This window comes from Brevibacillus gelatini (assembly GCF_050920745.1).
GTDB lineage: Bacteria > Bacillota > Bacilli > Brevibacillales > Brevibacillaceae > Brevibacillus > Brevibacillus gelatini.
The window spans coordinates 2,611,125-2,627,024 of the sequence record NZ_CP154342.1; the positions used below are offsets into that span (position 1 = coordinate 2,611,125).

Consider the following 15,900-nt stretch of genomic DNA (forward strand, 5'->3'; position numbering starts at 1 on the left):
TCTCTTTTGCTTGTCTTCATCATACATCGAGATAGAACCGTTTGCCAAGTATTTTTTGCGAACAAATATTCGCATCACGAAAAAACAGCCATTTTCTGGATATTCCCAGCAAAATGGCTGTCTGTCTTTACGCCTGAAGCGAACTAGGAGCGCTTCGCACCGCGCGGCTTCGCCGGCTCCAGGTTGATGCGCTTGCCGTTGATCCGGGTTTGACGGAGCGATTCATAGACAAACGGCGCCACGTCCTCCGGCACTTCCACAAACGTAAAGTTCTCGAAAATGTCGATGCGTCCCACTGCTTTGCCCGGGATGCCGACCGACTCGGAAATCTCGCGAACCAAATCCTGCGGCTTCATGTTCACATTTCGGCCTACGTTCAGGAAGAAACGCACCATGCCTTTTGCCGCACCTGTCTCTCCGAAGTTGTACGCTTCTGTCTCCTGCATTTGCCCCGCTTCCGTATGGAAAGCCAGGTGCAGTGCCGCAGCGGCAACCTTTTCAGCAGGGTACTGGCCAACGAGCGATTCCGCTACTTTTTGGTACATGTCCGCAATCGCATCGCTTTCCAACAGGCTGGTCAACTGCTCGCGAAGCTGTTCCTGCTTGCGCTCGGCCACTTCTTCCAGCGACGGAACGTTGCGGGACAGCACTTGCGCTTTTGTCTGCTTCTGGATGAACATCATCTGTCTGACTTCACGCGGAGTCACCAGCGTCATGGCAATACCTTTGCGTCCGGCACGGCCTGTACGTCCGATCCGGTGCACGTAGCTCTCGGAGTCTTGCGGAATGTCGTAGTTGATGACGTGGGAAACGTTTCCGACGTCGATTCCGCGCGCTGCTACGTCCGTTGCGATCAAAAACTCGATGGAGCCTTCGCGGAAGGCATTCATGACTTTGTCGCGCTGCGCCTGGGAAAGATCGCCGTGCAAGCCGTCCGCCAAATACCCGCGGGCTTGCAGCACTTCGGACAGCTCATCCACCCCGCGCTTGGTGCGGCAGAAGATGATGCCAAGCTCTACATCCTCACTGTCGAGAATGCGGCAGAGGCTCTCTACTTTGTTTCGGTCAAACACTTTGTAATACACCTGTTCGATCAATGGTGCTGTCACTTCCTCGCGGCTGACAGCGATCGTTTGCGGCTGCTTCATGTAGCGGGTAGCGAGGCGCTTGATTTCAGGCGGCATTGTTGCGGAGAAAAGCAGGGTCTGACGCTCTTCCGGCATATGTGTAATGATTGTCTCGATGTCTTCGATGAAGCCCATGTCCAGCATTTCGTCCGCTTCATCCAAAACGAGCGTATGTACATGATCGAGCTTCAATGTTTTGCGGCGCAGGTGATCCATCACGCGGCCAGGTGTCCCTACGACGATTTGTACACCTTGGCGCAGGGCGCGAATCTGATGGCCGATCGATTGTCCGCCGTAGATCGGCAGCGTGCGTACTTTTTTGTATTTGGAGATACGCAGCAGCTCTCCCGCAACCTGGATGGCGAGCTCGCGGGTCGGAGTCAGTACGATTGCTTGTACCCGGTTCGCTGGCGTAATTTTTTCCACGAGCGGAATCCCGAAAGCTGCGGTCTTGCCGGTCCCCGTCTGTGCCTGACCGATCAGGTCGCCCCCTTCCAGCACTTTCGGAATGCAGGCAGCCTGAATCGGCGATGGCTCTTCGAAGCCCATATCGTGGATCGCCTGCAAAATTGATTTATGTAAAGGAAAATCAGAAAACATCGTCATGAAAACGTCACCTTTCTTTTTGCATTTGCAGCGCGTAAAACAGCGCATATTTGGCGGCACGCCCAACAATCGCCTGTCTTCTGCCAGCCAGGCGCAGTTCTTTTACTGCTGTGGGCATCCCTTCAGCCGCAATTCCAACGTAGACAAGGCCAACAGGCTTGCCCTCCGAAGGGTCGGGTCCAGCCACACCCGTCACGGACACACCGTATGTCGCCCCCAGCCTGGCTCGCACATTTTCTGCAAGCAACTGCGCTGTTTGCCGACTGACGGCCCCGTCCGTTTGCAAAACCTCTTCCGGTACGTCAAGCAACTGGTTTTTCACATCGTTTGTATAGCAGACTACGCCTCCCCGAAAAACAGAAGAGCTGCCGGGTACGGACGTAATCAACGAAGCGACCGTGCCGCCTGTACAGCTCTCCGCACATGCGATCGTCTCGTTTCGCTTTTTCAGCTCGCTCACCAGTACCGCGTGCAGGGACGAATCTTCCCCCATCCCGTACACATACTCGCCAACACGCTTGCGAATCTCTTCTTCCACCGGCAAAATCAGCGCTTCTGCTTCTTCTGCCACAGACGCTCTTGCCGTGAGCCTGAGCGTCACTTCAAATTCCTTGGCATACGGCGCGATCGTCGGGTTGTCCTGCTTTTCAATCAAATCCAGCAATCGCTCCTCCAGCGCGGATTCCCCGATTCCATAGAAGCGCAGCACATGTGAATGAAAAACTTGCTTCTCTGGCAGCAAGCCCGTCAAATACGGCATCACGTAGCGCTCCACCATCGGGTACAGCTCGCTCGGCGGTCCAGGGAGCAGCACGAACGTACAACTGTCATGACGGATCGCCATCCCAGGCGCCATCCCGAAGTCATTGGAAAAGACATGGCTGCCTGAAAGCACCAGCGCCTGCTTCCGATTGTTCTCCGTCATGACAATCCCACGTTGCAAAAAGAACTGCTCGATTCTTTCCATGGCTTCCGGGTTTGTCTCCAGCCCGACACCTACGTGTGCTGCCACCGTTTCCTTGGTCAGATCATCCTGTGTCGGCCCAAGCCCTCCTGTAAAAATGACGAGATCGGATCGGCCGGAAGCGAGCGCAATGACCTGCCGCAATCGCTCTGCATTATCTCCTACAACCGTATGGAAATAGACTCCCACGCCAATTTCCGCCAGCTTCTGCGAAAGAAACTGGGCATTTGTGTTGGCAATTTGGCCTAGCAAAAGCTCGGTACCTACTGCGATAATCTCCGCTCTCATTTTCCTCATCCATTCTCTTTGAGAGTAGAAAAGCCTCTAACCCAACAGTTTATCACCGTTAGTGGCTATAGAGAAGAGTCTTGTGAAAAAAGAGACCAATACCCGTAGCTACGAGTATTGGATGACGTTGCGATTTTTCGCAAAGTAGTCGTACCCGGAATAAAGCGTGATAACGACCATCGCCCACGTGGCGACTTCGTCAAACGGAATCCCGAAAAATTCGAAGGGAAAGTTGCGGATCATGACAGCGGTAATCGCCACAATCTGGACCCATGTCTTCAGTTTACCCAATGCGCTTGCGGCAATTACCTGTCCTTCTGCCGCAGCAACCAGGCGCAAACCTGTTACAGCAAACTCCCTGCTGATGATGACAATCGCAATCCACGCTTCCAGCCGCTGCATCTCCACGAGGGAGATCAGCGCTGCCGAGATGAGCAGTTTGTCTGCCAGCGGGTCCAAAAATTTCCCCAGATTCGTCACGATCTTGCGTTTGCGAGCGATGTAACCGTCGAGTCCGTCCGTACTGGCTGCTAGGATAAACACCAAAGCCGCAATCAGCTCGTTATACGTCATCGTCAGGCTGCCAATGGAAAATGTCCCGATGTTGTAACGCACCAGCAGAAAAAACATGACTACCGGAACCAGGAAAATCCTGGCGAGGGTGATGCGGTTGGCGAGATTCACCTAGACTACCTCCCCGGCCAAATCGTATTCATAGGAGTGTGTGATCTTGACTTTTACGATAGAGCCCAATTTGCCTTTGAACCCTGTCACGAATACTTCCCCGTCAATTTCCGGGGCGTCGTATTGCGTCCGGCCTACATAAATGTCGTTGCGTCCCTCGTAGCGTTCAATAAGAACGTCCAGCACCTGGCCGACGAAGCGGCCGTTGCGCTCGCTTGCAATCTCACGCTGAATTTCCATCAGCATGTTTGCACGCTTTTCCTTGACTTCTTCGTCCACATGATTCGGCAAACGGGAAGCCGGAGTGTCTTCTTCATTGGAATACGTAAAAACACCCAAACGATCAAAGCCGATGTCCTTCACAAACTCGCACAGACGCTCGAAGTCCTCGTCTGTCTCGCCGGGGAAGCCGACGATCAGCGAGGTGCGCAGCGCTACATCCGGCACTTGCGCACGGATTTTCGCCACCAACTCGCGAATGTCCGTTTGTCGACCCGGCCGACGCATTTTTTTCAGAATGTGGTCTTCCGAGTGCTGCAGCGGCATGTCGACGTATTTGCACACTTTTGGATTGGTAGCAAACGTTTGGATCAGCTCGTCTGTAAAAAAGCCCGGATAGGCGTAGTGAAGGCGAATCCATTCGATTCCTTCCACCTCTGCCAAACGGTTCAAGAGCTCTGGCAGCATCTGCTTACCATCGTAAATGTCTGCACCGTAGTTGGTGGAATCCTGAGCGATCAGGCTCACTTCCACAATTCCCTGCGAAGCCAGGTGGCGGGCCTCTTCGACGATTGACTCAATCGTTCTGCTGCGGAAGCCACCGCGCATCAGCGGGATACTGCAGAAGGTACAGGCATTGTCGCAGCCCTCGGCAATTTTAATGTATGCGGAGTACGTGCCTTCCTTCACCTTGCGCTTCACGACATCTTCGTACGTGAAGATTGGGTTGCCCACGAAAATCGGGCGCTTGCCAGCCAGCGATTCTTCAATGATCTCTGTAATCGACATAAAATCGCCTGTTCCGACAATGCCGTCCACCTCGGGAATCTCGTTCAAGATATCCTCTTTGTAGCGTTGTGTGAGACAGCCTGCCACCACAAGCGATTTCAGCTTGCCGGTTTCCTTCAATTCGCCCATTTCCAGAATCTTGTTTACCGATTCCTCTTTGGCTGCATCGATGAAACCGCAGGTATTGACAATGACCACGGTTGCTTCTTCCGGATTGTCAACCAGTTCATAGCCTTTTTCATCTATCAGATGGGCCATCATGTCCGAATCGACAAGATTTTTTTCACAGCCCAGCGTAACAATCGCTACTTTTTCTCGCGTGCCTGCCTTCTCTGTCATCTTTTTTCCTCCAATTGGTCACACCAGCCCATATTACACCTATCCAGTATAATATAAGCCTAAAGGAAGTGTCAAAAGAGACGAAAGTATAAAAGGCAAGCTTTACGCTTGCCTACTGTGCTGCTGCTTCTTTCAATTTGATGGTGATGTTCGACGGCATGAACTTCATTTTGGACGTATCGATCACCGCTCCGTTCACCGTCAATTCGACGACGGTCGGTTTTCCAAGACGCACATACGCCGATTTCTTCAATTCAATCGTGATTTCTTCCTTGGCTCCCTTTTTCAGTTCGCCTTCCTCGACGTATTTCTTGCCTTTTCCTTCCGATACCCCGAACCAGCTTCTGTCTTCCTTCACTTTCAGGTGGACGGTGATTTTTTCTCCACCCTGCAGGGAGTAGTTGTAGATGGAACCTTGCTGCGATTCAAACGTAACCGTCGCCTGAGAGACTTCAGGCTCGGGTGTCGTCGTTCCCGGCTCAGTAACAGGCGTGACAGCAGATGGCGGTTGCGGCTGCTGTGCGATCGGAGAGGTGGAAACTCCACCACCGTTGCCCGGAGTGACGATTTCCGCTCCTGGAGTGACCGTTCCGCTCGGTATAGGCTGGGTGAACGTATCGTCGTTGTTGTTTACCGCTGCGACGTAAATCACGCCGATAATCAAGGCAATAAACAACACCAGTAATGTCTTGGTGACCCAACGTCCCGCCTGCAACGGATTGTTCGCGGAAGCAACTCTCCTGCGGCGCAGCCTTTCCACTTGCTCCGTAGGTGGCTGGGCTGGCAAATCGGCCTGAAAGTGCGTCAGGATGTGATTCGGGTCCAGACCGACGGCTTCCGCATAACTTTTTATGAACGCACGCGCGTAAAAGTGGCCGGGAAGTACATGAAAATGACCTCTTTCAATGGCCTCCAAATACCGCCGCTGTATCTTGGTAATTCGTTGGATGTCGTCGAGCGTGATTCCTTTTTCTTCGCGGGCCCTTTGCAGGACTTGACCTAGCTCAGACACAGCTGCCCCTCCTTAATTCATGTCAAAATTATCAAAGCCGCGATTGTTAATCAGCTCGTATGTAATTTCTTCATCTGGATGGTGGCGTAATTCAATAATGTAGTGGAAATCAGACATTTCGTACTCTGACTCCCGCACAAAAATATCCGGATGCTCGATGATTTTCGCGGCAGGAAAGTTCATAATCTCCCGAAGCAGGGTGTAGTGCTTCTCTGTCGATCGCAGCGTTGAAACAATCCCATCTATCAAATATACATGATCGGGGGACATTTCATCAATGGCCAAGGAGCTTCGCACCGTTTGCCGCAGCAACGTAGAGGAAATGAACGTCCAGCGCTTGTTCGCCGAGACGCTGGCTGCAATCATCGACTCCGTCTTCCCCACGCGCGGCATTCCCCGGATGCCGATCAGCTGATGACCTTCTTTTTTCAAAATCTCGGCCATGAAGTCTACCAAAAGCCCCAGCTCGTCGCGCACAAAGCGGAACGTTTTTTTGTCCTCGCTGTCGCGCTCGATGTATCGGCCATGCCGGACGGCAAGACGGTCAAGCATGGTCGGAGGACGCAACCTCGTTATGGTTATGTTGTCCATTTTTTGCACAACGTTGCGCAAAACCTCCATTTTTTCATCGTCGTCCGTCAAGAGCAGCATGCCGCGCCGCATCGTATCCACGCCGTTGATCGTGATGATATTAATGTTCAACATCCCCAGAATGGAAGACACGTCCCCCAGTAAACCCGGACGGTTTCGGGAAATTTCGTACTCCATGTACCATTCTTTTTTCGCTTCCATATGCAATCCTCTCCGGCACCCAAAATAACCTTCTACTGTAGTATATCACGTTCGCATCATTCGACAAACGCGAAAAGAAAAATCCCCATGAATAGGGGATTTAAACGTTTAGTTGCCACGATTGATATTATCGGAATTTTGTACGAGCTTCACCATGAGAGAAGCAAGTGCTTGTTGCTGCTGCTGATCGCCTGCATCCCAAAGCTGCTTCAACAGACGCTCCTGGTCGTTTTTCGGGTCGACCTGCTCTGCCAGATAGCTTCCGATCTGGTACGCCACGTTTTCCAGTGTCCCGTTGTCCATACCCGCCTGTTTCGCTTGTTCTACTCGCTCTCCGAGAAACTCTTTCCAGTCGCGAAAGTTGTCCAAAATCGACATTAGGAAATTCCCTCCTTTTTTCATTGGGGCAGCGGTATCTACCACCCGCACAAGAGGTAGACTTCCACCATTTCTCGGAAATTATTCACGCCCGCGCAAACAGCGCTTATGTGTACCAGCCACCGTTTGGACTGATGATCTGACCTGTGACATAGCTGGCGTCCGCAGACAGCAAAAAACGCACGACGGCTGCCACCTCGCGCGGATCACCCAGACGGTTCGCCGGAATTTCGTCTGCGATCAACTCCACCTCATCCGGGGAAAAGCGCTCCATCATCCCGCCCCGGATCGCTCCGGGAGCAACAGCATTGACTGTGATGCCATTCGGTGCCATCTCCTTGGCCAGCGCTTTGGTAAACGTATTGATCGCGCCCTTGGTCAAGGAGTAAAGCACCTCGCAGGAGCCGCCGGTCAGTCCCCAGATCGACGAGACGTTGACGATTCGTCCGTATCGCTCGCGCAGCATCGCGGGCAAGGCGGCCTGGCAGACCAAAAAGGCAGAGCGGACGTTCGTCGCCACCAGTTCGTCAAACGTTTCGACCGACACGTCGGTAAACAGTCCGACGTGATCGGCCGAGGCGTTATTGACAACCAAAAGCGGCGGGGATGACATCTGCTCGAACATCGCGGCAATTTGCCCAGGATCGCGCAAGTCTGCCTGCAGCTTGACGCAAGGGACATCGTGCTCCTGGCACAGTTGCACCAGACTGTCCAGCTTGTTCTCTGAACGGTTGTAATGCAGGTAGAGGGGGACTCCTGCTTCAGCCAGATAGGTACCAATCGCCTGCCCGATTTCGCCGGAGGCCCCCGTCACCAATGCCCAAGGTGTTTCCTTCATAGCCACTTCCTACTCCTGCGGCGAAGCGGAACGCACGACAGATACCGCCATCTGCTCTTCCAGAAAATGCTCCTTCAGACGCGCCTCCACTTCTTCGCGTGTAATCGATTCCAATGTTGGCACCACGGAAAACAGATCGTTTCCGTTGAACTTGAAGCTCGTAAACTGATTGGCGATAAACTCCACGGAGTTGAGCGAGCGCAGGAAATTGCCGATCTTTTTCCGCTTGGCCCGCTCGAATTCTTCCTGGCTGATCCCTTTTTGCTTGAGCTGCTCGATTTCTTTCTTGATCGTCGCCACCAGCCGATCCGGGTCAGGCGTGTCTCCGCCGATGATCGTATAGGCGTAATCCTGTTCGCTGCTGTAGTCAAAATCAAAGCTGTCCGTAATCAGCTCGCTCTCATACAGCCGCTCGTAAATGGCAGAGCTGGTGCCAAACGCAATATCCAGCACGAGCTTCGTCGTCAAATCCCGGCGCAGCAAAGCTTCCTTGGTCAAACCCGTTTCCTTTTCCTTGATGCCGATCATGCACTTGGGCAGGCCAACCGCGAGAAACGCTTCGATCTTTGCCTGAGCCGGGGCAGCAGGTTCCTCGGGAAAAATCCGGGTAATTTGCGGAGCAGGCGGAAATTCTTTTTTCCCCTGGTTCTCGCGGATCAGCTGCATGATCGCCTCCGGTTCAAACGAGCCTACCACCAGAAGCAGCATGTTCGCCGGATGGTAAAACGTTTCGTAGCATTGATAGAGGTACTCTTTCGTAATGTGCGAGATCGATTCAATCGTGCCCGCAATTTCGATGTTGATCGGATATTTTTGATACATCGCCTTGAGCAAATTCATGTAGACCTTCCAGTCCGGATTGTCGTCGTACATGGTGATTTCCTGGCCGATGATTCCTTTTTCCTTTTCCACGCTGGCATCCGTGAAATACGGCTCCTGCACGTAATCGAGCAGCAAATTCAGATTGTCATCCAGCTTGTCTGTGCACGAAAACAAGTATGCGGTGCGGTTGAAGCTGGTGAATGCGTTGCAGGAGGCTCCGTTTTTGCTGAATTCGTGCATCACATCCCGGTCTTTTTTCTCAAACATTTTGTGCTCAAGAAAATGCGCGATCCCGTCCGGCACGTTGATTTCCTCGCCGCTGCGCGTCTTGAAGTGGCTGTCAATCGAGCCGTAGCGTGTGGTAAATACGGCGTACGTCTTGCTGAAGCCTTGCTTGGGAACCAGGAAAACTTGCAGCCCATTGTCCAATGTCTCGTGGTAGACGGTCTCGTTTACTTGCTCAAAAACAGTCGTCTGCATGATTACGCCTCTCCCTTCTTGTCGCGCAGCAAGTAGATCGTATCAATCGTTACCTTGTTCGCTACCCGTTTGATGTCGTCGATGCTGACCTGCTCAATCGCAGCGAGGAGTTCATCCAGCTTGCGCTTGCGGCCGCTGATTACGCCGTTGAACGTAAAGTCAATCATGCCGCGGGCACTGTCCAGAAGCTCGCGGAACTGGTTGGAAAGCGTAGCTCGCGTCTGCGTCAGCTCTGCCTCCGAAATATTGCCTGCCCGCATCTGCTCCAGTTGCTCCTTGATGATCTCGACAGCACGACTGTATTTGTTCACGTCGATGCCGGACATAATCATCATGATGCCTTTATGGCTTTCCAGACGCGATACGGCGTAGTAGGCGAGACTTTCTTTTTCCCGGACATTGACAAACAGCTTGGAATGCGGGAATCCGCCCAAAATGCCATTGTACAACAGCAAGGCCGGATAATCGTCATCCTTGTACGTCACCTGCGTCCGGCAGCCGATATTCAGCTTGGCCTGGTTCACATCGAGACGATCGACGACTTCCTTTTCTTCCACAGCGTGCTTCTCCGCAACATCGAACTTCAGTTCGCCCGCTCCCTTGCGCACAAGCGGGATATGCGTGCGAATCGCATCGGCAACGGTTTGCGGCTCGACATCACCGACGACAAACATGTTGATCGGATTGGACTGGGTGATTTCCTGAAAATAGCGATACAGCTCCTGGCCAGTGATCGCCGGCAAGTCTTGTACCCGGCCCTGAACGAGCAGGGAGAACGGCTCTCCTTTGCACATTTCTTCCGTCACACGCTGATTGGCGTACTTCATCTTGTCGTCAATCAGGCTCTCAATCCGCTTTCGCAGCGCTTCCTTCTCCTGTGTCACATACTTCTCGGCAAACGCATTGTTCTCTACGTGCGGCCGCACCAGCATGTCACCGACAAACTGAATCGCCTGTTCCAGAAGACCGTCCTCTTTGGACAGGTACTTCTCATTTGGCACTTCCATATAAATTTGCAAAATTTGCCGCTCGCCTTTTTTCATGACATCGACATCAAAAATGGCGCCGTACAAAAAATCGAGGTGCTCACGCAACTGCTTGGTTTCCGGAAAACGGGCGCTGGCCCGCTTCATGACACTCGCCAGGAGCGCGGTCTTGGTCACGTGCTCCTCCGACAGAGCCTGTTCGATCATCGTCACGATTGTCGTGGTTTTGAATTTGGCGGTCGGAAGAATATGTACGTTCATCCCGTTTATTTGGGAGCTTTGAAACGCAATATCAGACGTCTGTGCTTTCATGGCAACTTCTCCCTTCTCCAACTGCGTATACTTCTCTATTGTAACCAATTGGCAGGTCATCTTTCATCAGAATCTTCCATTATCATTGCCTTGTTTTCCATCGTATGCGCATGCGGTCCTCCATTAGACTCCGCTAATCCCCTTTTCTCCCGGCTTTTCCTGTGCGTTTCCCTGAACATGAAAAAAAGAGCAAGCCGCCCTGTCAGGCGCATGCTCGCTCCCTCGCACTAAAAATCCATATAATCCCAATCTACAATATCATCCGATGTGCTGCCCTCTTCCACGAACCGTCCGCAATCAGCAGACAGGCAAAGCATCCCGTCCAGTTGCTCGTCGTGAAAAGGCAAGCCGTGATTTCCTCCACAGTACGGACAGACCCACATACGAAACCCTCCTTTTTCTCAGGATTCCTTTTCGTATAGTAGTCTGTCCCATTACGCAAACAAGCTTACCACTTTGTTTTGCTCCCAGTAGCGAAGGTAGTCAAACGGATCGACAACTCGTCCGTTGTCGTTGCGATACATTCCGAAATGCAGGTGAGGCGCAAACATTCCCACCGTGCCGGGACCGCCATAACCGGTATCTCCGACAAATCCGATCAGCTGCCCCGCCTTGACTGTTCCTCCGACACGAAGACCGGGAGCGTATGCGCTAAGATGAGCGTAATACATGCGAAACTGCCCGTTTTTATCGGTGATGTTGATCCGCCAACCGCCGTACGTATTCCAGCCTACCCGATTGATCGTCCCGTCTGAAACCGAGTAAATCGGCGTTCCCTTTGGAGCCATGATGTCGATGCCTTCGTGGCTGCGTACACTGCCGCTTTGGCTTTCTGTCCATTCGCGATCAGAGCCGAAGCTGTCGCCATACGGCTCGTACCAGCTCGCATTGTTGAAAGGAAACCAGTAATCTTTGCTAAGCAGCCGTTTATCTTGCACCTTGCTCGCCAACGGATGCTCCGCTTTTTTCGCCTCATGCGGCAAAAAAAGAATTTGTCCGATCATCAGCTTCTCGCTGGACAAGTAGTTGTTTTCCCTGATCGCACTTCTCGTCGTGCCATGGCGGTCCGCAATCTCCCCAAGAGTGTCATTTGGCTGCACCACGTATGGATTGGCGGATTCCTTCACCGTGACGGCGCGATCCTCCACAGGCTTTGTCTGCACGAACGCCACGGACGACGTCGCGTCCCACTCCACCTGATAGCCGAGCGACTCGCTGACGAACCGCAGCGGTACGAGCGTGCGTTGATTGACGATAATCGGCGGCGTCTCCAGCGTCACCCGCTCTCCATTTACATATGCAAGCCGACTGTTGATGTCCAGCGAGACATGTTTGCCTTTTTGGTCAAAAGTCACGCGCTGTTTCTTCGCATCATACTCGATCTGCGCTCCTGTCGCCTCGGCAATCACCCGGATCGGCACGAGCATCCGTCCGTTTCGGACCAGCGGCAAAACGTCAGACTCCACGCCTCTGCCATCCACTACCAGCGATATGACCGGACCCGGCTCTTTTGCCGCGGCTGTAGCACTGGCCAGTCCAAAAGACAGCCAGAGACATATACAAGCAAAAAAAGCGCCCAGAATCCCGGTTGAACGTAAACGGCTGTGCTTATCTAGCCAGCAGTTCATGTACTCCCCTCCCCGCGCAATCTCACGAGAAAAATTATCGCACAGGGAAAGGAACGGGTTCCAGACGCAAATTATGTCAACTTTTCCTTAACGAGATCCGGTATCGTACGGCTTGCCCAGTGCGGCAGGAGCGCTGGAGCGTCCAACCAGACCAGCCATGACCAAAATAGTCAGTACGTACGGAAGCATGAAAATAAACTCGGTCGGAATGTACTTGGTCAGTCCGAAAATCTGAACCAAAGACTTGATCGCTTGGGCAACCCCGAAGAACAAGGCAGCTCCCATCGCTCCGGCCGGATGCCATTTTCCGAAAATCAACGCGGCAATCGCGATAAACCCTTGGCCGGATACGGTGTTATGGGAAAAGTTGCTCGTGGTCGTCAGCGAGATGGTCGCCCCACCCAACGCAGCCAGCGCTCCGCTAATCATGACAGCGGTATAGCGCATTTTCTTGACGTTGATCCCCACCGTGTCAGCAGCGCGTGGATGCTCACCGACCGCGCGCAGACGCAAGCCGAACGGGGTTTTGAAGATCAGGTACCAGGTCAAAAAGACGGCGATAAACGCCAAATAGCTCGTCGGATACGCTTCAAAGATGGCATGTCCCAAATACGGAATGTCGTGCAAAAGCGGGATTTCCCACTTGGAAAAAACGCTGGACAAGGTTGTTGTCTGACCTGCGCCGTTAAAAATGATTTTGGTCAGGTAGACAGACAGACCTGCCGCCAAAAAGTTTAGGGCCACACCGCTCACAGTCTGGTCCGCTTTGAAGGTCACGGAAGCGACCGCATGCGGAAGGGCAAAAATCGAACCGGCAATCCCTGCGAGAATAAAGCCGATCCAAGGAGCGACGGCTCCCATCGAATCCTGAAACGCGTACGTAATGACGGCACCCGTAAAGGCCCCGATAATCATCATGCCTTCCAGCGCAATATTCACGACACCCGAGCGCTCGGAGTAGAGCCCGCCCAGAGAGGCAAAAATCAAGGCAGTGGAAAACACGATGGTATCGTGAACGAGATTGCTAAGAATGACTCCCCAATCCATCAGTTTCCACCTTCCTTTTTCTTCTTCAAGATTGGTTTGACAAAAATTTTCACGATGCCGTGTGCCGCAACAAAGAAGATGACAGAAGCGATCACGACACGAATCAGCTCAACAGGTACGCCAGCGCCAAACTTCATGCCGGCTGCCCCGAAGGTGAGAATCCCGAACAAAATCGCGGCAAGCACCACGCCAAATGGCGTATTTCCGCCAATCAGCGCTACGGCAATTCCGTCGAAGCCATAGCCTGGCTGGGCAGTCATGATCGCCTGGTAATGGAACACGCCCAAAATTTCGCAAGCGCCACCAATACCCGCAAACATGCCGCCGATGAACATCGCCTTGACGACGTTGCGGTTTACGTTCATCCCCGCATATTCGGAAGCGTGCGGATTAAGACCTACGGCGCGCAGCTCATAGCCCGACTTTGTTTTCCAAAGAATGACGTAAAAAAAGATAGCGGCAAGCACAGCAAGCAAAGTTCCCCAGTGCAGACGGGCACTGTCAAACATTTGCGAAAGCCAGCTGATCGTAATCATGGATGATTCCTTGATTGTTTCCGAACGCTGTTGTCCGACCGGAATGAAAAACGCATTCATCACCCAGTTTGCCAGGTACAGCGCAACCCAGTTCAGCATGATGCTGGTAATAACCTCGTTCACACCGCGCGCTGCTTTCAGATAACCGGCAATCGAGCCCCACAGGCCGCCAGCTACCGCACCAGCAATCACAGCGAGAGGAGCGTGGATGTATGCAGGAAGATCGAGGGTGATCCCTACTGTTGTAGCAGCGACCATCCCGACAATAAACTGCCCCTCTGCCCCAATGTTAAACAGTCCTGTCCGAAAGGCAAACGCCACTGCAAGACCTGTAAAGATCAGCGGTGTAATCTGCCGGATCGTTTCCCCGAAGTTGTACGCGCTTCCGAATACCTTTTCAATCAGGGCCATGTAAGCCTGAATCGGGTTGAAGCCACCTGCCAGCATGGCAATCGCCCCAGTCAACAGACCAAGAATGATCGCGACGACAGGAACGAGGAACGATTCTTTTGTAAAGACGGCTATCACTTTATTCATCGTTTCCTCCTCCAGGCATTCGTTTTCCGCCGGACATCATCAAGCCCAGCTCTTGCTCGCTTGTCGATTTGGCATCGACGATTCCTACAATGCTGCCTTCATAAATAACGGCAATCCGGTCAGATACGTTGATGACCTCGTCCAGTTCCAGCGAGAGCAGCAAAACCGCTTTGCCTTTGTCGCGCTGCTCGATCAAACGGCGATGAATAAACTCGATCGCCCCTACGTCCAGTCCGCGTGTAGGCTGTGCTGCAATCAGCAAATCCGGGTTCTTGTCCACTTCCCTGGCGATAATCGCCTTTTGCTGGTTCCCCCCGGAGAGTGCCCGCGCCGGCGTGTAGATCGAAGGCGTGCGCACGTCAAACTCCTCAATCAGCTTGGCCGCATGCTTGTCAATCGCGCCATAATCGAGAAAACCGTTTTTGTTGAACGTCGGGTGGAAATACGTTTCCAACACCATATTCTCGCTCATGGTGAAATCAAGAACCAATCCGCGCTTGTGACGGTCTTCCGGAATGTGCGACAAGCCCGCTTCCGAAATAGCCCGCGGAGTCTGGTTCGTAATATCTTTACCATTGAGAAGGACACGGCCACTGGTTGCTTTTCGCAACCCCGTCAAAACTTCAATCAGTTCACTTTGCCCGTTGCCGTCTACACCGGCAATCCCCAAAATTTCGCCTGCACGCACTTCCAGGCTGAGATTGTTCAGCGCATTGACACCACGGTTGCCCATTGCCGTGAGGTTTTCAACGGCGAGGATGGTTTCCTTCGGTTTCGAAGCGGTCTTGTCCACTCGAAAATTCACTTCGCGTCCCACCATTTTTGCCGCCAGTTCGTCCGGGTTCGTATCTTTCACAAGTACCGAGTCAATTACCTTCCCGCGACGAATGATCGTGCAGGCATCACAGACGGCCATGATCTCCTTGAGCTTGTGCGTAATCAGGATGATCGTTTTGCCCTCTTTGACCAAGTTATGCATGATATCAATGAGTTCCTGAATTTCCTGAGGGGTAAGAACAGCCGTCGGCTCGTCAAAAATCAAAATGTCGGCCCCGCGGTAAAGCGTTTTCAAGATCTCTACACGCTGCTGCATCCCGACCGAGATATCCTGAATCTTTGCTCTGGGATCAACCTTGAGTCCGTACTGGTTTGACAGCTTTTCCACCGCTTTTTCAGCGCTTTGGATATCTATTTGCAACCCGTTTTTCGGTTCGTTTCCTAATACAATGTTTTCTGTTACCGTAAACGTCTCCACAAGCATAAAATGCTGGTGCACCATCCCGATGCCAAGCTCATTGGCAACGTTCGGGCTTGTAATTTTCACAGGCTTTTCATTGATGAAGATTTCACCTTCATCGGGTTGATACAGGCCAAACAAAATGTTCATTAATGTCGACTTGCCTGCGCCATTCTCACCGAGCAGCGCATGAATTTCCCCTTGCTTGACAGAAAGCGTGATGTTGTCGTTTGCCACAATCCCGGGGAACCGCTTGGTAATCCCTCGCATCTCAACCAC

Annotated in this window: 15 protein-coding genes; all 15 read right to left on the bottom strand. The window is 52.6% G+C overall.

Translation table 11 applies throughout. The features are described from left to right. Window positions 1-143: 143 nt before the first annotated feature. A complete protein-coding gene (locus AAFJ72_RS12465) occupies window positions 144-1,733 on the bottom strand; it encodes a DEAD/DEAH box helicase (protein WP_122903448.1) in 1,590 nt (529 codons plus the stop codon). 7 nt (window positions 1,734-1,740) lie between these two features. Further along, on the bottom strand, window positions 1,741-2,985 hold the full coding sequence (locus AAFJ72_RS12470) for a competence/damage-inducible protein A (RefSeq protein WP_432774199.1): 1,245 nt from the start codon (window positions 2,983-2,985) through the stop codon (window positions 1,741-1,743). 108 nt (window positions 2,986-3,093) lie between these two features. Further along, window positions 3,094-3,669 carry a CDP-diacylglycerol--glycerol-3-phosphate 3-phosphatidyltransferase gene (gene pgsA, locus AAFJ72_RS12475; protein WP_005834099.1) on the bottom strand — a complete coding sequence of 192 codons (576 nt, stop codon included), beginning with the start codon at window positions 3,667-3,669 and terminating at the stop codon, window positions 3,094-3,096. Further along, the gene (rimO, locus tag AAFJ72_RS12480) at window positions 3,670-5,016 is read right to left on the bottom strand and encodes a 30S ribosomal protein S12 methylthiotransferase RimO (RefSeq protein ID WP_122903446.1); all 1,347 of its coding nucleotides are present in this window, start codon (window positions 5,014-5,016) and stop codon (window positions 3,670-3,672) included. A 112-nt stretch (window positions 5,017-5,128) separates the two neighbouring features. After that, a complete protein-coding gene (locus AAFJ72_RS12485) occupies window positions 5,129-6,028 on the bottom strand; it encodes a helix-turn-helix domain-containing protein (RefSeq protein ID WP_122903445.1) in 900 nt (299 codons plus the stop codon). A gap of 12 nt (window positions 6,029-6,040) precedes the next feature. Further along, window positions 6,041-6,820, bottom strand: coding sequence for a YmfK family protein (locus tag AAFJ72_RS12490; RefSeq protein ID WP_122903444.1), 780 nt, complete (start codon window positions 6,818-6,820; stop codon window positions 6,041-6,043). A gap of 108 nt (window positions 6,821-6,928) precedes the next feature. Beyond that, complete coding sequence (locus tag AAFJ72_RS12495) at window positions 6,929-7,198, bottom strand: DUF3243 domain-containing protein (RefSeq protein WP_122903443.1); 270 nt, start codon at window positions 7,196-7,198, stop codon at window positions 6,929-6,931. 106 nt (window positions 7,199-7,304) lie between these two features. Next, window positions 7,305-8,042 carry an elongation factor P 5-aminopentanone reductase gene (ymfI, locus tag AAFJ72_RS12500; protein ID WP_122903442.1) on the bottom strand — a complete coding sequence of 246 codons (738 nt, stop codon included), beginning with the start codon at window positions 8,040-8,042 and terminating at the stop codon, window positions 7,305-7,307. Window positions 8,043-8,045: 3 nt separating this feature from the next. Continuing rightward, the gene (yfmH, locus tag AAFJ72_RS12505; protein WP_432774200.1) at window positions 8,046-9,338 is read right to left on the bottom strand and encodes an EF-P 5-aminopentanol modification-associated protein YfmH; all 1,293 of its coding nucleotides are present in this window, start codon (window positions 9,336-9,338) and stop codon (window positions 8,046-8,048) included. Window positions 9,339-9,340: 2 nt separating this feature from the next. Further along, window positions 9,341-10,636, bottom strand: a complete 1,296-nt coding sequence (yfmF, locus tag AAFJ72_RS12510) for an EF-P 5-aminopentanol modification-associated protein YfmF (protein ID WP_122903440.1) — start codon at window positions 10,634-10,636, stop codon at window positions 9,341-9,343. Window positions 10,637-10,863: 227 nt separating this feature from the next. Then, window positions 10,864-11,019, bottom strand: a complete 156-nt coding sequence (locus AAFJ72_RS12515) for a hypothetical protein (RefSeq protein ID WP_170163362.1) — start codon at window positions 11,017-11,019, stop codon at window positions 10,864-10,866. Window positions 11,020-11,070: 51 nt separating this feature from the next. Continuing rightward, a complete protein-coding gene (locus tag AAFJ72_RS12520; RefSeq protein WP_432774201.1) occupies window positions 11,071-12,264 on the bottom strand; it encodes a stalk domain-containing protein in 1,194 nt (397 codons plus the stop codon). Between the two features lie 87 nt (window positions 12,265-12,351). Further along, window positions 12,352-13,311 (bottom strand): ABC transporter permease, encoded by a 960-nt coding sequence (locus AAFJ72_RS12525; protein ID WP_122903438.1) that lies wholly within the window; start codon window positions 13,309-13,311, stop codon window positions 12,352-12,354. Then, window positions 13,311-14,384, bottom strand: coding sequence for an ABC transporter permease (locus tag AAFJ72_RS12530; protein WP_122903437.1), 1,074 nt, complete (start codon window positions 14,382-14,384; stop codon window positions 13,311-13,313). Before AAFJ72_RS12530 ends, AAFJ72_RS12525 begins: the two co-directional genes overlap by 1 nt. After that, window positions 14,377-15,891, bottom strand: a complete 1,515-nt coding sequence (locus AAFJ72_RS12535) for an ABC transporter ATP-binding protein (RefSeq protein ID WP_211338214.1) — start codon at window positions 15,889-15,891, stop codon at window positions 14,377-14,379. The genes AAFJ72_RS12530 and AAFJ72_RS12535 overlap by 8 nt, the downstream gene beginning before the upstream one ends. Window positions 15,892-15,900 lie beyond the last annotated feature (9 nt).